This is a genomic window from Pedobacter gandavensis, from assembly GCF_032678745.1.
GTDB classification, from domain to species: domain Bacteria; phylum Bacteroidota; class Bacteroidia; order Sphingobacteriales; family Sphingobacteriaceae; genus Pedobacter; species Pedobacter gandavensis_C.
Genome location: NZ_JAVTST010000008.1, coordinates 59,727 through 86,070 on the forward strand (window position 1 = coordinate 59,727; position 26,344 = coordinate 86,070).

The 26,344-nt window shown below is 41.1% G+C and carries 17 protein-coding genes; 4 read left to right on the forward strand and 13 right to left on the reverse strand.

The genetic code is table 11. From position 1 onward, the window contains the following. Positions 1–38: 38 nt before the first annotated feature. From R2S10_RS20605 to R2S10_RS20620, 4 genes are read right to left on the reverse strand one after another with little or no spacing between them, the layout of a single operon-like run. On the reverse strand, positions 39–1,781 hold the full coding sequence (locus R2S10_RS20605; protein ID WP_316842305.1) for a RagB/SusD family nutrient uptake outer membrane protein: 1,743 nt from the start codon (positions 1,779–1,781) through the stop codon (positions 39–41). A 9-nt stretch (positions 1,782–1,790) separates the two neighbouring features. After that, positions 1,791–4,841, reverse strand: a complete 3,051-nt coding sequence (locus R2S10_RS20610) for a TonB-dependent receptor (protein WP_316842306.1) — start codon at positions 4,839–4,841, stop codon at positions 1,791–1,793. A 25-nt stretch (positions 4,842–4,866) separates the two neighbouring features. Then, complete coding sequence (locus R2S10_RS20615; RefSeq protein ID WP_316842307.1) at positions 4,867–6,507, reverse strand: RagB/SusD family nutrient uptake outer membrane protein; 1,641 nt, start codon at positions 6,505–6,507, stop codon at positions 4,867–4,869. Between the two features lie 18 nt (positions 6,508–6,525). Continuing rightward, positions 6,526–9,396, reverse strand: coding sequence for a SusC/RagA family TonB-linked outer membrane protein (locus R2S10_RS20620; RefSeq protein WP_316842308.1), 2,871 nt, complete (start codon positions 9,394–9,396; stop codon positions 6,526–6,528). A 400-nt stretch (positions 9,397–9,796) separates the two neighbouring features. Here R2S10_RS20620 and R2S10_RS20625 point away from each other — a divergent pair, with 400 nt between their 5' ends. Continuing rightward, entirely contained in the window at positions 9,797–13,924 is a 4,128-nt protein-coding gene (locus tag R2S10_RS20625) for a two-component regulator propeller domain-containing protein (RefSeq protein ID WP_316842309.1), read from the forward strand. A gap of 69 nt (positions 13,925–13,993) precedes the next feature. On the opposite strand, the gene R2S10_RS20630 is transcribed toward R2S10_RS20625, so the two are convergent. The 4 genes from R2S10_RS20630 to dinB form a co-directional block, all read right to left on the reverse strand. Next, positions 13,994–14,392: a PEGA domain-containing protein gene (locus tag R2S10_RS20630; protein WP_316842310.1), complete on the reverse strand. Its 399-nt coding sequence runs from the start codon at positions 14,390–14,392 to the stop codon at positions 13,994–13,996. Between the two features lie 280 nt (positions 14,393–14,672). Next, positions 14,673–15,251 (reverse strand): GDP-mannose pyrophosphatase NudK, encoded by a 579-nt coding sequence (gene nudK, locus R2S10_RS20635; protein ID WP_316842311.1) that lies wholly within the window; start codon positions 15,249–15,251, stop codon positions 14,673–14,675. 38 nt (positions 15,252–15,289) lie between these two features. Next, positions 15,290–18,232 carry a DNA polymerase III subunit alpha gene (gene dnaE / locus R2S10_RS20640; protein WP_316842312.1) on the reverse strand — a complete coding sequence of 981 codons (2,943 nt, stop codon included), beginning with the start codon at positions 18,230–18,232 and terminating at the stop codon, positions 15,290–15,292. A 3-nt stretch (positions 18,233–18,235) separates the two neighbouring features. Further along, on the reverse strand, positions 18,236–19,393 hold the full coding sequence (gene dinB, locus R2S10_RS20645) for a DNA polymerase IV (RefSeq protein WP_316842313.1): 1,158 nt from the start codon (positions 19,391–19,393) through the stop codon (positions 18,236–18,238). A 239-nt stretch (positions 19,394–19,632) separates the two neighbouring features. Here dinB and R2S10_RS20650 point away from each other — a divergent pair, with 239 nt between their 5' ends. Continuing rightward, positions 19,633–19,779: a hypothetical protein gene (locus R2S10_RS20650; protein ID WP_316842314.1), complete on the forward strand. Its 147-nt coding sequence runs from the start codon at positions 19,633–19,635 to the stop codon at positions 19,777–19,779. Positions 19,780–19,837: 58 nt separating this feature from the next. Here R2S10_RS20650 and R2S10_RS20655 read toward each other — a convergent pair whose 3' ends face one another. The 4 genes from R2S10_RS20655 to R2S10_RS20670 form a co-directional block, all read right to left on the reverse strand. Continuing rightward, positions 19,838–21,643, reverse strand: coding sequence for an alpha-L-fucosidase (locus tag R2S10_RS20655; RefSeq protein WP_316842315.1), 1,806 nt, complete (start codon positions 21,641–21,643; stop codon positions 19,838–19,840). A gap of 56 nt (positions 21,644–21,699) precedes the next feature. Next, positions 21,700–22,167, reverse strand: coding sequence for a VOC family protein (locus R2S10_RS20660; RefSeq protein ID WP_316842316.1), 468 nt, complete (start codon positions 22,165–22,167; stop codon positions 21,700–21,702). 11 nt (positions 22,168–22,178) lie between these two features. Continuing rightward, positions 22,179–22,637 (reverse strand): GNAT family N-acetyltransferase, encoded by a 459-nt coding sequence (locus R2S10_RS20665; protein ID WP_316842317.1) that lies wholly within the window; start codon positions 22,635–22,637, stop codon positions 22,179–22,181. 673 nt (positions 22,638–23,310) lie between these two features. After that, complete coding sequence (locus R2S10_RS20670) at positions 23,311–24,267, reverse strand: transporter (RefSeq protein WP_316842318.1); 957 nt, start codon at positions 24,265–24,267, stop codon at positions 23,311–23,313. A gap of 332 nt (positions 24,268–24,599) precedes the next feature. On the opposite strand from R2S10_RS20670, the gene R2S10_RS20675 reads away from it, so the two are divergent. Continuing rightward, on the forward strand, positions 24,600–24,914 hold the full coding sequence (locus R2S10_RS20675) for a pyrimidine/purine nucleoside phosphorylase (protein ID WP_316842319.1): 315 nt from the start codon (positions 24,600–24,602) through the stop codon (positions 24,912–24,914). A gap of 78 nt (positions 24,915–24,992) precedes the next feature. On the opposite strand, the gene R2S10_RS20680 is transcribed toward R2S10_RS20675, so the two are convergent. Further along, complete coding sequence (locus tag R2S10_RS20680; RefSeq protein ID WP_316842320.1) at positions 24,993–25,439, reverse strand: KTSC domain-containing protein; 447 nt, start codon at positions 25,437–25,439, stop codon at positions 24,993–24,995. 221 nt (positions 25,440–25,660) lie between these two features. Here R2S10_RS20680 and R2S10_RS20685 point away from each other — a divergent pair, with 221 nt between their 5' ends. Beyond that, a complete protein-coding gene (locus tag R2S10_RS20685) occupies positions 25,661–26,344 on the forward strand; it encodes a response regulator transcription factor (RefSeq protein WP_316842321.1) in 684 nt (227 codons plus the stop codon).

Genomic DNA, 26,344 nt, shown 5'->3' on the forward strand with positions numbered 1-26,344 from the left:
TTGGTGGTTAAGGTCAGGGATTACTAATTTATCGTTTTTTACCAACCCGGATTCTGAAGTAACAGATTATTCTTGTTGATTTCTTTTAATGGAATTGGATGGTAATACATTTGCGGACTATTGAACTTTCTGGTTTCAAAAACAATGCGTGCTGCAGTGAAGTTACTACCAGTTTTAGTCCACCTCATGCCGCCCATAGGACCATTCAGTAAATTCTCCGCCACTTTCCATCTGTAAATATCAAACAGGCGGTGTCCTTCTTCGTTGGCAAATTCAATGCGTCGTTCATGGCGAATGATGGTACGCATCTGGTCTTTGTTCAATCCTGTAGCCAATGCATAAGGCATCAAACCGGCACGTTTACGTATCGCTTCTACCGCATTGTAAACTTCTGGACCCGGTCCTTGGAACTCATTTAAAGCCTCGGCATAACACATCAAGATATCTGCGTATCTTGATACCACCAGACCAATCTGACTGGATACGCCAAAATTACCACCCGCATTTTCATTACAAAATCTTCTCCAGAGGTATCCGGTCACCGTATTATAAGGTGCCGTACTCATCCCATCCCCTGGGGCTTGCATATATAAATCTACCGGCTTTTTAGTTAAACTTGTTCTGTCTAACCAAAGCGACTGGTTGAATAAAATCGTGTAACCAAATCTTGGGTCACGGTTCAAATAAGGAGTAGTCTCCACATATCCTGATCCGGCTTCTGTAATCAGTTTACCATTGGCCATGCCATAATCATCCACCAGTTGTTGAGTAGGGTTTCCATAATTCTGTCCCCCTCTGGAAGCTGGTAAAAGATACTGCTCGTAAAAACGCCCGGTGTTCATCATGATCTGAAAGATGTACTCAGAATTTTTACGCTGAATTCCCATATCATAATACCCATAACCAGGTGCCGTGGTATTGTCTTCTACCAGATGGTATAAACCCAGATCCATGACTGCTTTAGCTGCATCAGCAGCTTTTTTCCAGCGATTGGCATCGCCGCTTTCAAAACCTAATAAGGCCTTCAACGGCCCTGTATTCGGGTTGCTTTCATTGTAAAGTGGACTCGCTGCCAGCAACAATAATTTGGATTTAACCGCCAGAACAGCCCCTCTTGTTGGACGTCCGAAATCTTCAGGTGGATAATCCAATGATAAAATAGGTGTAATGGCATCCAGCTCTTTTTCTATGTAATCCAGGGTGGCTGCAAAGCTGCTTCTTGGCAACATAAAATTATCCGTCAGCGAATATTTGGCATCTCCCAGCAGAGGAACACCACCAAAAGTTCTCAGCAAATGATAATAAGCATAGGCCCTTAGAAATCTGGATTCTGCTTTCAGCCTTGTCTTCTTTGCTGCGGAAAGGGGCGCTCTATCGATATTGAATAAAAACACATTCACCCTTCTTACCATTCCGTAACAGCCACTCCAGGTCGACAAGCTAAAGGAGTTATCAGAACCACCAGCAACATTGGCCATATTATACCCCTGAGAGAAACCACTGGACCAGCGTGCTTCTCCATCGTCTGAAGCATCGGCGAAAGACCAGATTCCACCACCAGTAATTCCATTTTGCATGAAATAGGTTTTAGGAAGTTCAGCATACACAGAGTTTAAAAACTGCATACTTAGCGCACTGTCTGCAAATACAGTTTGCTCATTGATCTGCCCAATGTCTGTCGGATCAAGGAAACCACTGCTTGATGCTTTTTTACATCCTGTACTCCACACTGCAAGCCCAATACTTGCAGTGATCATTATATATTTAATTAGATTCTTCATGCTTTCTTCTTAAAATGTTACTTGTAAACCAAAGTTGATGATCTTCATCTGAGGATAATTCTGATAAGCCTCCACACTTCCACGTTTAGATTCAGGATCTACATCATAGATTTTTAGCTTATTAAAGGTTAATAGGTTTAAGCCATTGGCATATAAACGAATGTCTTTCAGTTTTAAGCGTTGCGTAAATGCCTTAGGAATATGGTAACCCAGCTCCACATTTTTCAATCGGAGGTAATCTGCAGGTCTCAACCAGAAGGTCGAAGCGTCAAAACTTACACCACCCAATCTTGGATACTCTGCATTGTCGCGGTTTTCTGGTGTCCAGCGTTTCAAGTGAATCGCAGCTGGAATCCCATTCACATTGCCAATTTGCAACAGCGTATTTGAACTGATACTACTTCTGGAAGCACCTTGTAACAGGAATGAAAAGTCAAAGTCCTTGTACGTAAATCCGGCAGAGAAACCAAAGCTAAGCTCCGGAGTTTCCGGTTTACCGATCGCGGTGATGTCATTTCCATCAATGATCCCATCACCATTTACATCCTCATATTTCAGGTCTCCCGGTTTAACTGTTTTCCCCAATACCTTCGGACTGTTTGCAATGTCGGCCTCGTCATAATAAAATCCCTGAGCCACATAACCAAACAACTGCCCTACCGGACGTCCGGTTTTCTTTAAGTTTGGTGCCACTCCTTCCGGTTCATCACGGAAAAGAATCTTGTTTCTGGCAAAAGAAGCATTGGCACGAATGAAGTATTGGAAATGATCATTGACCGCATTGCGATGGTTCAACTCTAACTCAAATCCTTTGTTACTTACCCTTCCCAGATTTACCGGAGGCAAACTCAGACCAGAATAAGCTGGAACAGTTTCTCTGGCGGTCAGGATGTCATAACGTAAGTGATTAAAATAATCAGCCGTGATCTCCAGCTTGCTATTGAATAGCTTCATGTCTATACCAATATTCGTTTTACGCTCCTTTTCCCACCTTACATCCAGGTTAGCCAATGTTCCCGGTGTTACTTTAGGTTGTCCCGTTGGATTTTCTCCAAAGTAATAACCATCATTATTCACCGTGTACACCTCTTCATATAGATACCTGTTTCCCTGCACTTCATCACTACCTACTGTACCATGAGATGCTCTAATCTTCAGGTAATTGATCGCCTTGATATGATCCTTGAAGAAAGACTCTTCACTGATGTTCCATCCTCCTGAGATTGCTGGAAATAAGCCGTACCTATTTTTAGATTTGAAACGATCGGAACCGTTATAACCTGCATTAAATTCAATTAAATAACGGGATTTGAAGTTATATCCTACCCTACCGGCATACCCCTGGAACTTCGCCGGCTCTCCTACACCTTCAATATCAAGGGTACGATTGTTCAACACCAAACCATATACGTTGTGATCGCCAAATTGTCTGCTGTAATTTACGATAGCCTGTAAATTGACCCTTCTGAAAGGAACTGCATAATTACTGCTTCTCACTAAAGGTTCAATTCTCAACAGCTCAGGATACACAGGATCTAAGGTATTTGTACCTGGAATCAAAGAATATACTGGAAAACGACCCCTCGTTAATTCTCTGCTGAAGGAAGACCTGTTGGTATAGGCAATCACTCCTTTTACAGATAAGCCTTCCGTTAAAAAGTTCAGCTTATGATCTGCACTTAAATTCAGGTTCAGGTCGTTGCTGTAACTTCTTTTATATCCACCATATTCCAGGGCGCCAACAGGATTTAATGAGCCTGCTTTTATACCACCATAGCTACCATCGGCATTTTTAACTGGATATACCCATGGACCAAGTAATCCGCTGGAAATTCTACGCCAGAAAGGCAATGCACCACCAGCCATCGGATCTGGTAAATTAGGCTCATTGATTTCACTGAAACGGGTAGAAAGGTCTAACTTTAGACTTAAGTTCTTATTGACATCCAAATCTACATTAGAGCGGATATTGTAGCGCTTTAGGTAGTAATTATTATCTAATTTCTCTTTTCTTGGTACATCTTTAAGGATTCCGTTTTGAAAGATGGAACCTGCAGAGATAAAATATCGAAGCGTATTTGTACCTCCATTGATATCAATATTATTGCGTTGTTGTATCGCAGATTTTTTCATCACCTCATCATACCAGTTCACATCTGGATAGCGGAATGGATCATCACCTAAGCGAAAATGCTCCAATGCTTCGTCGCTCACCAATCCTGGAAAAGCAACATTAGGATCCTGACCAGCATTAATGGCTTGCTCTTTTAACAATTGAAGCGACTGATATGAACCCAAAGACTTCCTTAATATCGTAGGCATTTGCAAACCTGCTTCTGTGCGGAAGGTAATCACCGCCGGACCTTCTTTACCCCTTCTGGTGGTGATCACAATTACGCCATTTGCCCCTTTAATTCCATAAATTGCAGTGGTTGCTGCATCTTTAAGGATGGAAAGACTCTCCACCTCATTAGGGTCTAATTGATTCAGCTGGTCATATTGAAACTCCACATCATCTACAATCACCAATGGACGGTTGGCATTACCCGCAAAAGAGCTGATCCCTCTGATGTAGATATTGGCAGCATCCTTACCCGGCTGTCCACTGGTCTGTTGCTGGAATAAACCAGGCAATCTACCTGCAAGGGAATTCTGAATACTTGCCGCCGGACTTTGGCGCAATTCTTTACCACTAATAGTAGAGATTGCTCCACTACTATTGATTTTCTTTTGCTTGCCATAACCAACTACCACCACTTCCTCCATCTCGGAGTTATTTTCAAGCAGTTTCACATTGATCGCCCGGTTATTTCCTATAGTGATCGTTTGCGACACATAGCCAATCATCGATACCGTAATTTGTTTACTATTAATCTTTAAACTGAATGTACCATTACCACCGGTAAAGGCCCCATTTTTAAGATTTGCCGTTTCCTTAACTGTAGCATTGGGAATCGGGCCACCGTCCGTATCGGTCACCTTGCCAGTCACCACGATCTGTTGTGCAAATGCGATCTGGCTCAGGCAAAGTATAAAGCATAAAAGAATTATCTTTCTCATTATTTCTAGGTTTGTTGGAGAGGAATTAATAAGTATATCCTGGATTTTGAGTCATGTTTGGATTCGTCTGGATCTCTGCATAAGGGATCGGGAAGAGGTAATTTTTCGAAGCATCGAATACAGATGGCGCGATATCCTGAATGGTATAACTAAATGTGGCGTCTGCATTTTTAACGATATTCATTCCTTTTACCGGGCTATTCATCACCTGCTCAGCAATCTTCCACCTTCTGATGTCCCAGAAACGCTGTTCTTCAAAAGCCATTTCAATACGTCGTTCATTTCTGATGAGTATACGCAGTTGGTTTTGATCAACACCTGTCGGAATACCGTATCGGCTATCCGAACCTGCCGTTACTCCTGCACGTTTCCTGATCGCAATAATCGCATCTACAGCCTCCTTAACCGGTCCGCTAGCCTCATTCAAGGCCTCCGCGTAGTTCAATAGCATTTCCGCATAACGGAACAAGATCACATGGTGATTCTGGTTGCTATAAGTTCCTGAACTTTCGAATTTCCCCATGAACTTACGCAGGTAATAACCGGTTTTTGTTTGTGTTCTGCTCCCTCCTGGACGATCTAAACCCCCGTTAAAAGTCTCCACAGGCCTGTTTAACCATTTGGTGGCATTGTACATAATGGTTGCTGCAAACCTATTGTCTCTGTTGGCATAAGGATTTGCCGGATCATAGGTAGAACCTGCTTCCCCAGGCATTTTACCATTCTTCATCAGGAAAGCATCGACCAGATTCTGTGAGGGGCTGGTATTTCCAGTGCCCTGGATATAACCAATAGGCCCATTGTATATTTCTACACTCTGATTTTGTCCCTGCTCTTTCATGAAGATGATCTCCGCATGTTTTACGGAATTAAACAAGGCAATAAAGTCTGTTCCCAGGCTGTAATTGCCCAATAACATGACATCTTTTGCAGCATTCGCAGCAGCAGTCCAGCGTTGTAAATCTCCATTAGGATTCCATAAAGGACTGGCTCTGTATAAAAGCACCCTTGATTTTAAGGCTAATGCTGCCCCTTTATTCGCTCTTCCTATATTCTGATCAGCAACCACCGCAGGAAGCAATACCTCTTTTACCGCTTCAATTTCTGAAAGGATATAATCATAACATTCTTCCACAGTGTTTCTTTTCAGATTAATATTGTCCTGAAGGCCATAAACTTTGTCGCCAAGTAGTGGAACTCCTCCCCAACGTTTCAACAGCTCGAAATAGAAATAAGCACGCAGGAATCGGGCTTCTGCTTTCCACTGACTTTTCAATGCGGGCGTAGTTGGCACTACATCAATTTTACTCAGGAATATATTCGCCCTACGAATCCCCATATAGTTTCTTGCCCACTGGTTATCCGGCACATTCTGACCGGAAACCAGGCCAGTTCTAAACCCTTCTACCGGACTACCATCCTGAGAAGATACCGCATCATCCGTTCCTGCATCCAAAAAAGTCGCCAGCAAACGGTTGTATCCATCCGGTAATTGCAGATACGTACCATTTAGAAACTGCTTGGCATAATCTGCATTTTTATCGATCTGATCGAAGACCAGGTCTTCATTAATTCTTTCCAGCGGTTCAATTTCCACTGATTTTGAGCAGGAAGCCAGCATGACCACCAGGCCAAGTCCTGTAATTATATGTTTTACATTCTTCATTACGTTCGGTTCGTAGGTTTAAAATTGTAGGTTGATACCAAGATTGAATACACGTTGGTTTGGATAATCCCAGGAGATTACTTCAGGGTCTACCCGATCAAGGCCTGTAAAAGTGAGCAGGTTGGTTCCGTTTACAAAGATTCTGGCCTTGTCGATTTTCACAAAGCTGATCCAGCGCGGTGGTAAGGAATAAGCCAGTTCTGCATTTTTCAGGCGGAGATAACTGCCATTTTTCAACCAAAAAGAAGAGGGACGTTGGTTGTTCATATTGGTTCCTACAGTTAAACGCGGGTAGGTTGCAGTAGCAGCGGTAGCCGGTGTCCAACGGTCAAGATGATGCGTAAATGCTTGTCCATAACCACCTATTCCTACCGACTGGAATTCATAGGTACCAGGACCACTTACATAAACATTTCTATTGGCTACCCCATTCCAAACCATGGAGAATTCAAAACCTTTATAATTGAAGCCTGCAGTAAGTCCGTAAAAAACCAGTGGCTTAGTACTCCCTATCGCCTGCTCATCAAACACATTGATCACTCCGTCGCCATTCAGGTCTTTATACCTGATATCACCAGGAACAGCTTTGTATCCATCAATTTTTGGAGAACTGTCAATTTCTGCCTGGTTGTTAAAGAACCCATCAGCCACCATTCCGAAAGCTTGACCCACCGGCAGTCCCGTTCTTTTCATCCAGTCGTAAGGTCTGATCACCTCATCGATGAAATCCACCCTGCTTTTGCTGAAGGAAACATTTCCATTCACAAACCAGTTTACATTTCCGGTTTTCCCAAAATAACCGGCAGTTAATTCTAGGCCACTATACGTTCTTTTCCCAATGTTTTCATCCGGCCTGCTATTGCCTAGCATCGCACTTGCATTTGTACCTCGCTGTTGTAACAGATCCGAGTACGCATTTTTATAATACTCTACTGTGAATTGTAATTTATTCTGGAAAGCGGCAATGTCTAATCCTACATTCAGTTTATTGACACTTTCCCAGGTAATATTAGGATTGGCCAATTGTGCCTCTATCATAGAACTATTGCTGGTTGCCGGGCTTCCAAAGTACACACTGCCAGAATTATTGTAGAATTGGTCGTATACGTAATAACCAGCGCCGTTATTATCGCCGCTCTTCCCGTAACTACCTCTGATTTTAAGCAGATTTAACGCGCTTACAGATTTCAGGAAATCTTCTTTTGAGATGTCCCATCCCAGTCCTGCTGCGGGAAAGAAGCCCCATTGATGATTTTTAGGATACCTGTTCATCCCCATATAGGAGCTAACCAGTTCCACAAAATACTTTTTGCTGTAATTGTATTGGAATCTTCCTGCAATGGCACTATTGGTCAGGCTTAGATCTGATCCCGTGATCAGGTTGTCACTATTGAAATTCAAAGAAGCATTGATTTCGTGCTTTCCAAAAACCTGGTCATAGCCCAATAACATCTCCGCATAAATCTGTCTGTTGGTCAACTCAATCGAAGAGCTATTATTTTGAGAACCATCTGTTCCGTATTTATTAATGATGGGAGCGCCTCCTGGATTAGCACGGTATTCATACACTGCAAAAGACTTACTCCTGTTGATCAGTTCTGAATAATAAGTATTAAATGAACCTTTTCCTTTGATGTACAAGCCATCCAATAGTCCATCTAGTTTTTGTCTTAAACTTAGGTCTACCCCAAGGTTACGGTTATAACTTGGTCTATAGCCAGAGCCTACCACCTGTCCGTACAGGTTATAATTGAACTGCTGATTTCCAGCAAAAGAGCCATCAGGATTGAGTATCGGATACGCATTATTAGGCGTCCTCAATAAACTTGAATAAATCAAATCCGAGCCAGTAATCCCAATCAAACTGCCGTCAATTGCCCCCGGCTCATTGCCATTCCTGATTCTGCCAAAGATATTCAGCGACAGCAACAGGTTTTTGGTCAGATCTGCATCAATATTCGTTCTGAAGCCATAACGCTTAAAGGAATTATTGGTCTCATATCGATTTCTTTTGGCATCAGATACGAAGAAACCATCCTGATTCAGGTAATCCAGGTCTACGAAATAACGCGCGATTTCATTGCCACCAGAAAAGTTTAGGTTATAGCGTTGTAAGGAAGCTTTATTTTTTAAAATGGCATCATACCAGTCCACATTGGGATAGGCAATAGGATCTGAACCATTGCGGTATTTCTCTATCGCTTCAGCGGTATAAACCGGTTGTTTACCATCATTAATCAGGGCTTCATTAAAAAGCGTTGAATAATCTGCCGAGTTCAAAAATGAAGGGGTACTTAACTGTTTTTGAATGGCTGTTTGTGCGGTAAAAGAGATTTTCCTTGGCGCAATGCTGCCTCTTTTAGTCTCAATTAAAATCACACCATTACCAGCTCTCATACCATACATCGCACTGGCGAGGGCATCTTTCAACACAGATACCGAAGCAATCTGTTCTGGATTGATGCTGCTTAAATTCCTTGGCACTCCATCTACCAACACCAATGGTACCCGGCCTCTTAAAGAAACTGATGGCGCATCGTCACCTGGTTTTGCAGAACCCTGCGATAAATAAAGACCGGCGAATTTACCATATAATGCGGCTTCCAATTGTGCAACAGGATAGCTCAGCAATTCATCGCCACTGATAATCGCCTGTGATTGCAAAAGTTGATCTTTGCGTTGCGTCCCAAACAATACCGGAATTTTAGCTCCTGGCTGTTGGTAGGTATAGGAACTCTTAACCGCCTTTCGGACAGAGTCATTTAGTGCTTTCTTCAGGAAAGTACTGTCCTGGGTTTGTGCGGATGCGCGCTGATGAACGCTCGCTGCGGTAAAGCAGAGTACACACAGTCCCAAATTTCTAAATGAATAGCGTAGTTTTTCTCTCATATATCTGGTTTTAGGTTATAGTTGATGGTAGCTGCCGGCTCAGAAAAGGCTGTCGCCCACAGAGATTTCCGTGTAGGTAAAAAATACCCCTTCGTTGTTGCTACCACACAACAGACGAAGGGTATCCCAACCTAAACGTATCGTGATTACTTTCTGAATAGAAGAAAATGGTGGTTAAAAGAGGATCTGTTCATTTTTGGTTTTAGTTTTTTGGTTGAACCAAAGCTGTCGGATTATTATTTTTAAAAAGATGATTATTCTAAAAGAAAGGGTAGAAAAATCAAAAAATAAGGGCATTTAACTATAATTGATCAATATTTCATCGCGAATAAGGATGAATAATCAGATATTCACGCTATTAAATACTAACCAATAATAAAGCCCGGGGGAGGGAACAAACATGAGATTCATTAAAAGGAGCTTTTGCATGGCATTGCTTTCCTTTCTTGTTTTATGGTCGGCTATGGTCTGCGCTCAGGAGCAGCTGCGTTTCAGCAGCCTGACCCTGGAAAATGGTTTATCCCAAAACTCGGTCATGTCTATCAGCCAGGACCAGCAACAACTGCTTTGGTTTGGCACTAAACACGGACTAAACCGATACGATGGCTACCAGTTTAAAGTCTACAAAAACAACATTAAAGACACAAATAGTCTTTCCAGCGATGAGATTACCGCAGTTTTAAGTGATTCAAAAGGTACATTATGGGTGGGGACAGTAAATGGTCTCAACCGATACGATGTAAAGAAAGATGCCTTCCAACGCATCTACTACCATCCAAAGAGTAAGAAAAGCCTCAGCAGTAATAGCATAGAACATATTTATGAAGATCCTCAGGGGAACATCTGGGTGTCTACCTTACGTGGGGCAAACCTACTTACAGACCGCAATAAGAATGAATTTCAGTCCTTTATATTTAAGGATACCCTAAATGGCCGAGGGATCAATAATATCTACTCCACACTCCGGCAGAAAAACGGAACGGTTTGGCTGGCTACCCTCAATGGTTTAATCCGTATGAACCTTAAACAGGGGAAAATGAGCTACCAGGTTTACCATTATCAGGGCGGCAAAGCAGGTACCATCAGCTCTAATTATATTACCAGCCTGCAAACCGACCAGCAGCAGAACCTATGGGTAGGCACAGACAATGGCCTAAACCTTTTCCTGCCGGAAAGTCAATCATTTGCCACCTATAAGCACAGCGAAAACAGCAATTCTATTGTACACAACGACATTAGGGAAATTATGCTGAACAAGGATGGAAAATTATGGATTGGTACTCAGGAAGGATTAAGTGTCTTTGATCCACAGCAAAAAACATTCAGCAATTTCCTACATAATCCAGAGCAAAAAGGCAGTTTGAGTCATAATTCCATCCATAGCATTTACCAGGACCGCAACAATACCATTTGGATCGGTACATTTTACGGCGGTGTAAACCTGATTCATCCTTTTGCTACACAATTCCATGCCTTCAAAAACAGCAGGATAAGGCCTAGCATCAGCAGTAATATTGTAAGTTCTATCGTCGAAGACGCAGAACACAATCTCTGGATTGGAACAGAAGGTGGTGGTCTAAACTACTTCAACCGCAGCAAAAATACCTATACAGCCTATAAAATCAACCTGAACAACAAGGAAGGCCTAAGCTCCAACCTAATAAAAACAATTTGCAAGGATAAGGTGGGTAATTTACTGATCGGAACACACCATGGTGGATTAAACATTTTCAATACCAGTACAAAAACTTTCCGCCACATCATCAATATTAAAGACAATAACAACACCCAAAGCACGGCCGAAATTATTGCCATTTGTTCAACCAGTGATCAAAATATCTGGGTCGGTTCTTATAGCGGGCTCAATCTGTTGAAAATGATAAATGGCAATTATGCGGCACAAACCAGCAAAAGCCCGATAGAAAGTAAACTACAGAATAAAAGAATCCAGTTCCTTTATGAGGATCGTGATCAGCATCTTTGGATAGGTACTCAGGCTGGATTACACGCCTATCATTTGAAAACAAAAAAGCTCCGTTCTTTCTTTAAGGATAAAGCAAATCCTACTCAACTGCAATCAGATTACATCAATTGCATCTTACAAATGTCCAATGGAAATCTGGCGATAGGCACCTATTTTGGTGGTTTAAGTATTTATAATCAGAAAACAGGGAAATTTAAAACCTATAGCGAAAAAGAAGGTCTTTCCAATAACAATGTATTGGGAGTGATTGAAGACGACAGTCACAACCTATGGATCAGCACCGATCATGGCTTATCAAAGCTAGATCAAAAGACGCAAACCTTCAGGATCTATACCAAGAGTGATGGTCTTGCAGGTAATGATTTCAATGTGAGGTCTTATCTCAAAGATAGTTCTGGTGAGCTTTACTTTGGTGGCTACAACGGCCTGACTTCCTTTTACCCAAAACAAATAGAAATCAACCGCCAAACCAGTCCGATCATTTTTACCGGATTGAAACTGTTCAATAAACCTGTAGCCGTAAACGGAGAGGATCAGCTTTTAAAAGAAGACATCAGCAGTACTAAAAGCATCACTTTTAAACATGATCAAAACCACTTCACCATTGGCTTTGCACTATTAAATTACATCAAGCCTGAGAAAAACAGGTATAGCTATAAACTGGAAAACTATGATGAGGAATGGAATGAGCTGAGCAGTCCTTTTGCGACCTATACCAACCTACCTTCCGGGGCTTATACTTTCCTGGTCAAAGGTCAGAATAACGACGGAACTCCAGGTGGTAGTCTGGCCAGCATAGACATCCATATCCTTCCACCAATATGGGCCAGCTGGTGGGCCTACTGTGCATATGCATTGATATTTTCAGTGATGCTCTTTCTCGGTGTCCGCTACCTGATTATCCGTGCATTGCTCAAAAGATCTGAAGATATCCAACAGATGAAGCTGAGTTTCTTCACCAATATATCCCATGAGATACGAACGCCACTTACCCTAATTCTTGGTCCGCTGGAGAACCTCTTAAAAAGTACTCAGGATAATCTTGACCTTCATAAACAAGTGCTTCCAATTAAAAATAATGCCGATCGATTGATGCGTTTGATTACTGAACTGATGGATTTCAGGAAAGCCGACTCTGGCTATCTAAAACTCAATATCAGCAAGGAAAACATAGTCAGCTTCAGCAAAGAGATCTTTTTTGCCTTTCAGCACCTGGCCATCAGCAAGGATATTCAGTACACATTTGATAGTAGCAAAGACGACATCCTAATGTATTTTGATAAAGTCCAGATGGAAAAGGTATTGTTCAATCTGCTTAGTAATGCTTTTAAATTTACAGATGATGGGGGTAGCATCTCCTTTTCTATTGAAGATCATGTGCAAGAGGTAGAGATCAAGGTTCGTGACAATGGAAAAGGTATTCCTTATCAAAGTCAGAATAAACTATTCAGCAATTTTTTTCAGGTCGATGAGCAGGGTTCCAATCATATTGGGTCTGGGATTGGCCTGGCACTATCGAAGAGCGTCGTGGAGGCACATCATGGCGAAATCGGAATTGAAAGTCATCCCTCAACTGCCCAAAAAACTGGAGACACCTGCTTTACTGTAAAGCTAAAAAAAGGCAAAGCCCATTTCAAAGCCAGCGAACTTCAGGAGAACATCAGTCAGGAACAGCCCTCCTCCCTGGGCAGAGCTACTGATTCGACTGCAGCAGCGGCCCCGCAAACGCAAGCTGCCGCCTCAGCAACTATTGAAGTCAGGGAATCAAATATCACAGCTAAAGAAACGATATTAATTGTAGAAGACAATCCGGAAATCCGAGACTTGATGGTGAGCCTGATGAAACCACAATATCAGGTGGAAGAAAGCGTCAATGGACTAAAAGGCTGGGAGGCAGCGATAGAATTACTACCAGATCTGATCATCTGCGACATTATGATGCCTGTAATGGACGGTTTAGAATTGTGCCGGAGATTAAAAACAGACGAGCGTACCAGTCACATTCCAGTGATTTTACTGACGGCCAGATCCTCGCATGTACACCAGGTCAGCGGTTTAGAAACTGGTGCAGATAGCTATATTACTAAACCTTTCAGTACGACATTATTGGAATTACATGTCAAAAATCTATTGCAGTCCAGGGCAATGATGCGTCAGAAATATGCGAGTCAAATTACCTTACAGCCACAAAATATTGTCATCGGAGCTACAGATCAGGCCTTTCTTGAAAAAGTAATGCAATTTATTGAAGCAAACCTGGCGAATCAAGAAGTTGGTGTTCCGGAGCTTGCTAACGAACTCGGCATGAGCCAGCCTATATTGTATAAAAAAATACGTGCCATTACCGACCTATCCGTAAATGATTTTATTAAAACCATCCGTTTGAAAAAAGCAGCGCAACTGTTGGAACATAAGATTTATACCATCTCCGAAATCTCTTATCTCATTGGTTTCAATGATCCTAAATATTTCAGCAGAGAGTTTAAAAAGCAATATGGCCTGACACCAAAAGTGTTTATTCAGAACCTACAGAATGATGCATAAAAAAACTGAAGAGGAATACATTCCATCTTCAGCTTTTTCAACTCTTCTGTTTAAGAATCGTAACTATTTTTAGTTCGCTTTTGCAGTTTCTTTAGCGTCTTTTGCAGGCGTTAATTTCACATCAATCACTTTAGGATCATATTTCATCATTGCACCAGTAGCTGCGTCAATTCCCCAGCCAATAAGACCGAATAAGTTTAAAACTGCAACTGGATTGAAAGTAGTAGCAGGTTGTAAGAATTTAGCTTCATAACCATCTTTTTTCAAACTCACTGTTTGGCCAGAAAAGCCTTTTTTCAGCCTCACTGCAGCAGGAGTAACACCGGCAGAAATACCATCAACTTCAATATCTGCTCCCGGAGGCGTAGATTGAATTTGAACAGTTTGTTTCGAACCTGTAAAGATAGTGGCACAGCTAGAGAAAAGTAGGGTAACGGATAATGCAGAAATGGATAGAATTTTTTTCATTGTATGGTTAGTTTGTTCCCTACTCTTATGGCTTTTCGGTATCGCCCCGTTTTTTATTCTGTTTACTAGACTACAGATCGTTTTAATCCATGAATAAGGCGATCAAAATAGCCTTATCAATTAGAATTATTAATTTGCAGTAAACAAAAACATTTTAAAAAGAACCTGTTTGAGACGACAGCATTAATATTCGTGACGAAAGTAATAACATTATCTCAAAAAAGGAGTAAAAAAACTAAATAAAACGCATAAATGATTAACTCATTCGATTTCCAGAAAACTACATCAATTGATGTAACCTTACATATTGCAGTAACATAATGGTTTTCGCATCTTTAATTTCTCCATTTTCTACCATCTGTAACGCTTTTTCTATGTCCACTTCCAATACTTCTATATTTTCTTCTTCATGTTCCAGTCCACCGCCCTCATTTACCTTCATCGACTGGTTATATTCTGCTACGAAAAAGTATAGAATTTCTGTCACAGAACCTGGCGACATATACGCTTCGAAAACCTTTTTTACTTCCGTAATCTGGTAGCCGGTTTCTTCTTCTGTTTCTCTTTTGATACAATCTTCCGGGTTATCCGTATCCAGCAAACCTGCACAAGCTTCGATCAGCATCCCTGATTCATTGCCATTTAAAAAAGTAGGCAAACGAAATTGTCTGGTTAAAATCACCTTATGCAGCTCTTTATTGTAAAGTAAAATCACTGCACCATTCCCCCTATCGTAAGCTTCACGGCTTTGAACCTGTTTACTACCATCTTTTTTCAGGTACTCATAAGTTATTTTTCGCAGGGTGTACCAGTTATCGGAAAGCACTTCAGTTTCCAGGATCTTCACATCATTAATCATAGGTAATTTTAATTAAGGTAAGCCCAAATCTACATTTTTTAGGCCATTACCGGATTGCCAACAATGGGTAATTTCGCAAAACGAATAACTTCTACACTAGGGAAACCAAAGTCAGAAACCACCTTCCCCAGGATCAAATAACAACCTGTTCCTCTAAAGGGATAAACAGGCGTACTGTTTGGAAAATGCGTCGTATCAAAGAAGTTTCCCTCAGCATCCAGAAAGGTTCCAAACCACATCTTTTTATTGTTTTTCATCTGAACGGTTTTCTCACAGACATACTGTCCCACCATTTTCACTGTTTTCCCGAGCTGCTTGTTCAAGTCTGCAGTACACAGATCCCCGCGATAAGAGGTTTGCAACAAATCAAACATAGACAGACTCAGCGGAAAGCCCAGCAGTTCCAGCTCATGGTAAGCATCTTCCAATAGCGTATTGAGTAGTACGGGAAGCGCATAATGCTTTGCCGATACCTCAAACAATTCGGCTCCCTGAACCTGCTTGTTCTTTGCACCCAATAACGAGTGTACCTCCCAAAGCAATACTTTCTTACTCTTGCCGGTAAAGCGCAATGCCCCTATCCGGATCAGGATAATCGCTTGTTCCAAACCAATTCCTGTGCGTTTCACCAAATCTTCCAATCCGAGGTAATCCCCATTGCGTTTTCTTTCTTCAGGAATCAGGGCAATAAATTTATTCTCCAGCCCCTGAATACCAATAAAGCCCAGATAGGCTGCTATTCCATTGATGGAAACCACTTCCGAGCTATGATTTACACAAGGCAGATGAATTTCTGCACCTGCTTTTTTTAGCTCATGCACATACAACCATCTGGAATAAAACCCACCATAGTTGTTGAGTACTCCTACCATAAACTCCCTCGGAAAATATGTTTTTAAGTATAAGCTCTGGTAGCTTTCTACGGCAAAGCTTGCAGAATGTGCTTTAGAAAAACTATAGCCGGCAAAAGACGATACTTGTCGCCATACCTCTTTAGTGATTTCTTCTGGCCTGCCCAAAGCCTTTGAACCTTCCATAAACTTCTCCACCAGCTTATCAAATTCTGTTCTGGAGCGGTATTTCCCACTCATTCCTCTTCTCAGAATATCGGCATCGGTACCGTCCATTCCTGCATAATGAATACATACTTTAATCACATCTTCCTGGTACACCATCACGCCAAAAGTATCACCCAGGGTCTTTTCCATCACCGGATGGAGGTATTTCACATTTTTAGGGTCGTGGTAACTCTGAATATACGTCTTCATCATGCCCGATTGTGCCACTCCGGGGCGAATAATAGAACTTGCGGCTACGAGTGTCATATAGTTTTCACAGCGCAGCTTCGTCAGCAATTGCCGCATGGCAGGAGATTCAATATAGAAACAGCCAATCGTGTTGCCCGTTTGCAAACGCATATTGAGCTTGGGATCTACCATAAATGTCTTCACCTGATGAATATCGATTTTTCGCTGCAGATTTTCCTCCACCAAACGCACTGCTTCTTTGATATGTCCAATCCCCCTCTGACTCAGGATATCGTATTTATCAAAGCCAATTTTTTCAGCTTCATACATATCCCATTGTACGGTAGGCATCCCTTTTGGCGGTAAATCCAATGCCGTATAATAGGTAATTGCCTCTTCCGAAATCAGCACCCCTCCTGCATGAATAGAACGCTGATTTGGCATATCCGCCATCATCGCATACGCGGCCATGATCTTTTTAAAAGTAGGATGATCCTGATTGGCGATCAGCTGTGTACGGTCGGTAAAGCTGTCGATCTCCGCTTTAGGCAAACCCATCACCTTCCCTATTTCCCGGATTACACTCCGGTCTTTGAAAGTAGACATCGTCCCTAGCAGTGCAGTATGTTCCTTCCCATACCGCTTAAATATATAATCCTGCACATCTTCCCTTTCATCCCAGGAATAATCAATATCAAAATCCGGAGGAGAAGTTCGCTGTGCATTGAGGAACCGTTCAAAATAAAGATCCAGCTCAATCGGGTCTACATCTGTAATTTGCAGACAATAAGCCACCGTACTATTGGCACCAGAACCGCGGCCTACATGGTAATATCCTTTCGCCATGGAATAGCGGATAATATCCCAGGTAATCAAAAAGTAAGCACAAAAATCCAGGTCATCAATTACTTTCAACTCTTCCTTCACCTTATTTAGTGCAGCGCGATTATTTTTACCGTAGCGGTACACCAGACCTTCCATTGCCAGCTTATACAGCAGGGCCCTATCATCGTCCTTTTTTCCTGTAAAAGTCCTTCTATTCAGGTTAACCCTCCCTTTCGGATAATCCATCACACAGGTATTCATCAGGTTCCGGGTGTTATCGAGGATAAAAGCATATTTATTAAAACGGCTTTCCAGTTCTCCCGGAGGAAGAAAACGATCTGTATTTCTGCATTTATCCTCTGGACTTACCATGGTTAACAACGCATTCAGGTCTATTCCACGAAGGTATTCATGCAGGCGATACTCCAGTTTATCGGATACGAATACCGGCTGCAAGGCCAATAGTTTGTCTTTTATCGCAGTCAGATCTTTCTGGTATAACAGCGGGAGTTCTTCAAAATGAATGCCCAGATATTCGTTGGTTTTCAGCGGTTCTGAATAGGCAAAGGGATAAATGATATAGGCATACTGCATTTCCGGAACCGTATCCGGCAAGGCTTTTTCCTCCAGGTTATGTACCGTTAAAAAATCATTTAGCTCCTTCATTCCTTCTTTATTCCTGGCAATGCCGATATAAAGCAGTTTTTTATCGCGTCGGAATTCTATTCCTCCAATTGGCTTAATCCCCTTTTCATCACAGATACGTATGAATTCCATGATGCCGGTAGAATTATTAATATCCGTGAGCACCAATTGAGTGATGCCAAAAGACAGCGCTTCTGCGATCAATTTAGGAATAGACATCGTTCCATAACGCAGGCTATATTGAGAATGGACATTTAAATACATGGCCTATAAATCTATGTTCAAGGTAGAAGCCAGCTTAATGGATTTATCTCCAAATCTGTTTCTAATCTTATCTAGTGCCTGATACAGGCTATATTGTTCCTGAGATTCGCTGTATAAATCGATCTGTTCATGACCAGTCACCAGGTTAGAAAGCCGGACGCCCACCAGGCGCAATAACATTCGTTTCTGGTATACCTGACGAAATAATTCCTTTGCTTTAAGCATCAGTACACTATCCAGAGAAGTATAAGCAATGGTAGCCTGTTTGGTCACATCTTCGAAATTCGCATAGCGAATGGTCACCGTAATACAGGCCGCCAGTTTTTTCTTTTGACGGAGATCGAAAGCCAGATCCATCACCATCGAGGTGATCAGGTTATTAATCGTATCCACATCAATGGTATCTGCTTTAAACGTACATTGTGTACCTATACTTTTCTGTTCCTGGTAAGGAATCACCGGCGAATTGTCGATACCCTTTGCCTTTTGTAAAAGCGACAGCCCATTTTTTCCTAAAATACTATTCATTTGATCGGGGTGGATCTGCGTCAGGGTATGGATCTTTTTAATCCCCATATCACTCAGCTTCACAAAGGTCTTTTCTCCAAGTCCAGGGATCTTCCTAATGGATAAAGGATTTAAAAAATCCTGCACTTCAAACTGCGCCACATTCAGTTCCCCATTTGGTTTGCATTCATTGGTAGCCATCTTAGAAACGGTCTTATTGACCGAAAGGCCAAAAGAAATGGGCAATCCAGTTTCTTTGATTACCGTTTTACGCAACTCATGGGCATATTGTAATGTCCCATGAAAGCGGTCCATTCCCGTCATGTCAATATAATGCTCATCTATACTTGCTTTTTCTATTAAAGGCACGCGTTCCCTTAAGATCTCTGTAATTTCAAAAGAAGCCTCAGAATAAGCATCCATATTCCCTTTCACAAATATCGCATGAGGGCAAAGCATTTTTGCCATTCGGGAACTCATTGCTGCATGCACCCCAAATTTCCTGGCTTCGTAACTACAGGAGGCCACCACCCCCCGATCGGAAGTTCCGCCAATAATCACCGGCTTTCCTATTAAAGTCGGATCTTTTCGAACCTCCACAGACACGAAAAAGGCATCCTGATCCATATGGATGATGTGTTTGTTTGTAGTCATGAAATAAATTTTAGATGAACACAAAGTTATGCTAAAATAATTACCATTTTTATATTATTACTAATTATTTTAGTAATAAGATTTGTATGGATATCCTATTCCATATGGTCATCTGCTTAAAACAACCCTTGATGGAATGATACCTACTGCTCGTCAATTACTTTCCTATGCAACAAAAGGACCTGGTATTTTAGCCTTCATTAGGGAATACCTTTTAAAAAACACAAAAATATCAACCAATGAACCGATTAAACATTATGACTATTTTAACCGCCGATTTCTATTTCTGGCTGTTCGGTGGTTTATTGATTACCGCGCTCCTGAGTCTGATACTCCTCAACTATCTGTTAAAAATCATTCCAAACCGAGAAAATAAAACTAAATAAAAGGGCTGAAAATCGTTAGATTTCCAGCCCTTTTAGCTCATCTCAATTCAGGAAATAGTTACATAGGAATTAGCGTGATACTGCTAATTTCGCCCATAGACTGCCCTTTTAAACTTAAAAGCTTTAGCTGTAATCTTAAAGATTCAGCGCCAATCGCTTGTTGAGAAATATCAATCACTCCTACCTCTGCATCTTTGAATCCAGCGGTTTCCGAAGCAGGAATCGTATAATTTAAGGTGTTTTTTTCCAGAGAAATACTCAGTTCTCCAGCAGTATTGGCATTTGCAAAATAATTGATCATGACCTTATACTTGCCCGGACGCTGAACTTTCATATCCCAATGTGCCCCATCTGATTTATTGGTCCAGAAAGCAATCGTATTTGGCCTGTTCGGATCATGCGTTGATGCTCCCTTCAGTTTTATACCACCATTTCCAATCAGCTTTGCCTGATTTGCGGTCAATACAATCCTTCCATCAGCCAATGAGCTTACACGGTTATTTAAAACTGCTGGTGTTCCTTTGATGTCCAGCACCACTACCATAGGTTTAGGCCCGGAGAAATCTGCCGGTAATTGAACTACTTTTCCTTTTTCCGTGGTCTTTACCGTTAACGTTTTTCCTTTGCTGCCTAAGATATAGGCTTTGGAAACTGCGTTAGACAAAGGGACTTCCAAAGCACCATCCTTTGGTACTTCAAATACTTCCAGGTAAAGTTTTCCTGGCTTCTGTGTAGCATAGCCCCAGTCTAAAGGCTGGAATGGGCTTGCTGTAGTTCCATAAATAGCCTCATTGTTTACCTTCATCCAACTGCCGATCTGCTTTAATATCGCAACTGCTGGTTCAGGAATTACCCCTTCGGCATCAGGACCTACATTTAGCAAAAAGTTCCCGCCTTTACTCACCGTTTCAATAAACAGGTGCATCATTTTATCATAAGACTTCCATTTTTTATCATGCGCACTATAGCCATAACTCTCATTTGTAGTATGGCTTACCTCCCAATCCATTCCAGGTAATCCTGTTGGTGGAACGTATTTTTCAGGCGTCCCCATATCCCCGTTTTTATTTTCCAGTCCATCCCAGAAACGGTTGTTCACCAGAACACCTGGCTGCCATTTGATCAGATCTGTAAGGATGCGTTTAGTGCCCCAGGTTTCTCCCTGTCTGTTTTTCGAGCTAAAATCCAACCAAAGGATATCCATTTTACCGTAATTATTGGCCAGTTCTTTAATCTGTCCATACAGGTAATCCTTGTAGACTTCGTAATTGGGATTTTCCTTCGGAGGATTCGCGGCAAACTTATCGTAAGAATCCGGATGTTGCCAGTCTAACAAAGAATAATAAGCACCCGTTTTTAAGCCTGCTTTTTTAAAGGCAGCAACAGTTTCACCGTATAAATCTCTTCCTTTTGGAGAGATATTGGTGCCACCGGTTACCTCATTATTTAAGGAATAAGGCTGTTTACTGTTAAAAATACTAAAACCTTCATGGTGTCTGGAAGTGATCACCATATATTTCATACCCGCCTCTTTTGCCAATGCTGCCCAGTCATCCGCTTTAAACTTTGAGGCGGTAAACTTTGGTTTAAGTTCTTCTGCATATTCTTTACTAGGTGCCTGTGCCCAGGTCTGGATCCACTCCGCATAATGTTGCGGGTATTGCTTACCCTTCCAGGATCCTCCTGCAGCACTATACAATCCCCAGTGAATAAACATCCCAAAACGGGCGTTATTGAACCACTTCATGCGTTGATCTTTGGTCTCCGCCCAGCCTGGCACTCCCTCATAGGGTTTTGATTCCACCTGAGCAGATAGCCTCCCTGCGGTTAAGAGCATGGCGACCATTACAGTTACTTTTTTCATTTGTGTGTTGTGTTTGGTTTTAAGGTCAATAGCAGGCCGATATTTGCCTGAGGTTTTTATTTATGGTCATCATTTACTTCCAGCCAATGCCCATCAGGGTCCTGAAAATAAATCTGTTTTATCCCATCTACTCTTAACGTGATGCTTTGAGCGGCCCCTGCCCAATCTTCATAAGCAACATTTTGGGCTTTGAGCTTTTCAATAAAGGCATCAATAGAGGCCACACTAAAACACAAGTGTTCGTTTTTATCGAAATTCCCCTTCCCCTTTGCCCCTTTAATTAAATGAAGCTGTCCTATAGCCCCCAGGCTAAACCAGGTATGCCTCCCATCATGAAAAGGTTCAGGAATTTGCTTAAACTCAAATGTGTGTTTATAGAAGTCTGTGGATTTCTCCAGATCAGTTACATAAACTGCAATATGATTTAACACCGCAGGAGCATTGTTTTTCGGGGCTTGTGCCTTACTGTCTTGAAAAGAATGGAGGGTCATGGCAAAAACAAGGATTAGGGTTAAAAGCTTCATTATTAATTGTTTTAGATTAAGTGAATATCTCTGTCTAGTCTATAAAGGTCAAAACCGATTTCCCAATAGTCTTTCACTACCTCTCTGAGTTCCAGTCCGAATTTTTCATAGAATTTATAAGCCATTTGCGAAGTCCTGACCGAGATGATTTTTACCCCTTCAATTTCTTTAATTTTTTGAATTCTAAACTTCGTTAATGCCGTACCCAAGCCTTTTCCCTGACTATCGGGATGAAAGATGTCCCAGGAGATTTTTCCGGTTGCTCCATCTTCAGATAAGTTGAAGCCTCCACAGCCAAGAATCTCACCATTTACCTCCAATACATAGTAATGATCTGCGAAATGGTCTAAATAATCAATCAGATCTGCTTCTTCCGTTGGAGAAAAATACGCCGGTGTATTTAACCTAAGTAAATTAAGCAAATGAGGCCTATCTGCAGCCTGATGTAATCTAATGTTGATGTGGTCCATACTTGGAAGGTAATAAGGTCTGGCTTGGTTATTCGGTAAAAGTAAAAATACAGCAATATTTCAATTCGCCAACGAATCGAACTCATATTCCTAAAAATACCGGACTAATTGTAGACAAGGCTCAAAATCAGGGGCAACCAGAGATACATCAAATAAAGATAATTACAAAACTTACAAGAAAAACATATTTCTTCTTGAATTTTGATCAAAATGACAAAATAACACGCAAACATTCAGGCATCTGGATTATGCAGACAAAAATACAGCCCATCAAAAGCCTAATTTCAAGGCTATTATATCCCTATAAAATCCGCTACTTGTTTTGCTCTTGTTTTGCTTTCCTTTTGCTTTTCTTTTGCTCCTGTTTTACTAGAACAAAAGAAGAGCAGAACAAGAGTAAAAGGAAAACAATGGAGTATAAGTAAGGTATTGGGGAGTGAACTACAGTTAACTAATAATTAATTCAACTCTCCTTCAGGCAATTTACAAACTGATCCAGATGCGTTGTATTCCCAGACATCAGGCGCTTTCTGCTAGCTGGACCCAGCTGGATATCGGGTACAAAAAAATGGCTGAATCATTTCATCCGGGATATGGATTAAATGGTTCAGCCATTTTGCTATAAAATTACTATTCAACACATTGGAGCCCTAAAGCTCCAATATAAAATGTATTAGTGATCTGTTGGGATCAGAATATTTACGCCCATCTGAACCGCAATACCTGAGAATCTGTTTTTAGCTCCAAAGTTTTGAGTCACCCTTGCCATCAGTCCGATTTTTTTCGGAGTGATCCAGTAAGAGCCATAACCTCCGATACCATAGATCCTGTCGGATACAAATCCACCGTTCGTACCTTTATCATCGCTGATTTGGGTAGCATGGTTTGCAAATAGGCCTACTTCATCCCCTCTGTTATCTAATAAATAAGTACCACCTATATCGATGGTCAGGTGACTTCCTTCTTTAAAGTCAATATCTTTTTGCCATTGATTGATCTCAAAAGTAGTCGCTACTGTTAACCCAACTTTTTTATTTGGCTTGTACCTTGCTGCCCCTCTGATGTTGTGCGACCAGTATCCTAAACCTCCGTTATCTAATCCATGTGGTTTAAACTTTCCTGTAGGCGCCCAGAAACCATAATTAAAGGCATAACTGAATTTCTCTTTAGTCCATGACAACCATACCGGTTGCACATACATATCACCAAAACCAACGGTTTTATTCTTAAAAACGTAGCTTCCATCTCCTGTTTGACTAGAGTAATAATCCAATGCAATGTTTGCTGTTGGGCTATTTAACATCGGGATGGCCATCATCCCCCAGTTTGCGCCCAATATTTTCCCTTTACCACCATAAATTGCCATCAGGATAAAAGAGTGGGTTTTTACATTCTGTTTAATGTCTAGCGTAGTTGGATTTCCTGGTGCCGGGTTGATCAGACGATCAGACTGTTTCCCTTCTCCATTGTAATAGTTCATATCGGCAAAGCCATACCATACCGGGATGATAAAGCCAGCGTGTGGCGCAAAATAGTCACCAGGGTTAAACGAAGAGCCATTATAATGGCCTTGCGAAAACACGGAGACATAGGAGAAGACCATTAATAATAAAGTAAATAGTTTTTTCATAGTTGTAGGTTTTTATTGAAATTTATTGGATTCTGCTTACATACAACGACGATTTTGTTAAAAAACCAAGCCTCCATCTATATGACAACAATATTGATTAAACACCGGTTGATAAACTTTGTTTGTGGTTTTAAACAGATTTTTTTAAGAAAATTCACATTTATTTTCAGTGTTAATTTTTATTGCAATCTTGTTCAATACAAATGTTTTAAATACATTAACCAGAGGATCAACTTAGCCCTTTAAAAACCTGGCTTAAAAGACCGGATTAAAGTAAAAACAATCCTAATTAAAAGAACCACGATTAATTAATACGTTAAATAAAGAGAAAAATGAGTAATGAGATCAATGCCATTCCAACTGTAGAAACCGTATCCCATCATGTTTATTTTGAAGGGAAGGTCCAAAGCCTTGGAATGGAAACAGCAACAGGAAAAGCCACTCTTGGCGTGATGAAAAAAGGAAATTATACCTTTTCTACCTCTACAGCAGAAAAGATGCTGGTAATTGAAGGCAGTATGGAAGTTGCAATAAGCGGCACTGATTTCAAGAAATACCAGGCTCAGGATTCTTTTGACGTTGAGGCAGGAAGCTCTTTTGAGGTTAAATGCGATGCGGATGTAGCCTACATCTGCTATTACGCCTAATAAAAAAGGGGTTAACAAGCACCCTGCCTGTAACCCCTTTTAAGGAAATTAAATATATAATGTCACTAAAAGCTGCGCTTATGCAGTTTGTAGTTTTGCTATATTTCTGTATGGGAATGAATTGAAGATATGACGACGTGCGAATCTACCTGGAGAATCAGCATTAACCAATTTCACGTAGATAGCTTTAGGAACACCGAAGTACTCATAAGCGCTACCATCCAGGAAATGAACAGTTAAAACCAGACCTGCCCAGGTATAGTCAGCAATACCGCAAGTTGCAGTAGTTTGCGTATATTCTTCAATAGAAAGCTCTAATGTTTCTGGAGCAATACTTACTAAGAAATGATATGCTTCAATGATCTCCTTACTTTTAGTTTCCGCTTCCGCTTTAGCTTCTTCACTATCCTGGAATTTATCCGGGTGCCAATCTTTCATCAAATTCCTGTAAATGGTCTTCAATTCTTTTAATTCGGCATCCTTTTGTACACCTAATAGTTTTCTGTAGTCAACAATCTTCTTCATAAATATTTTTAATGGCAATTATCGTTTTTGAAAAGCAGCCTGTTTGTTTAAGGTGAACCTGCTACTTGAAACAATATTTTGCAAAGATACGCTTTTTTATGTGAAAGAAAGAGTAAGATTGTATTAACAAATCAATTGATACCCTGAGAGATAGGAAGAAATAAGCAGGATGACTATTTTTAATTTACATTTGTGCCTTCAACAAAAACCATTTTTCAGGTATGTTTAAAATCGGATTAGCAGAAGATGACCTTAAAATAGCCGGACTGATAAAAACCGGGTTAGAAGAGCAGGGATACCTCGTTACCATTGAATCCAATGGGGAACAAGCACTCAAAACCTTTAAGGATCAAGACTTTCACCTGGTGATTCTGGATATTATGATGCCTGGGTTAAATGGCATTGCCGTTTGTAAAGCCTTACGCCATACCGACAAAAATCTACCGATTCTGATGCTCACCGCATTGGGAACAATTGACGATAAGGTGACAGGATTAAATTCCGGAGCTGATGATTACCTCGTGAAACCCTTCCATTTCAAGGAGTTACTCGCCAGGATTGAAGCTTTATTGCGCAGGCAACATGGCGTTATGGGCAATAATGCTGAAGAGCATATTTTAAGCTTCGACGACATCAGTTTGAATACCTATAGCCAGGAAGTAAAAAGAGCTGGAATCCTGATTGAGCTGACAGCAAAAGAGCATACCCTTTTAGAATTATTTTTACGCAACCCGAATCGTCTCCTTTCCCGACAATATATTGCAGAAAATGCTTGGGACATTAGTTTTGATACCGGAACCAATGTAATTGATGTATACATCAATTTCCTACGTAAGAAAATAGAAAAAGGCTTTGCCAGAAAACTGATCCATACTAAAATCGGGATGGGATATATCCTGAAATAA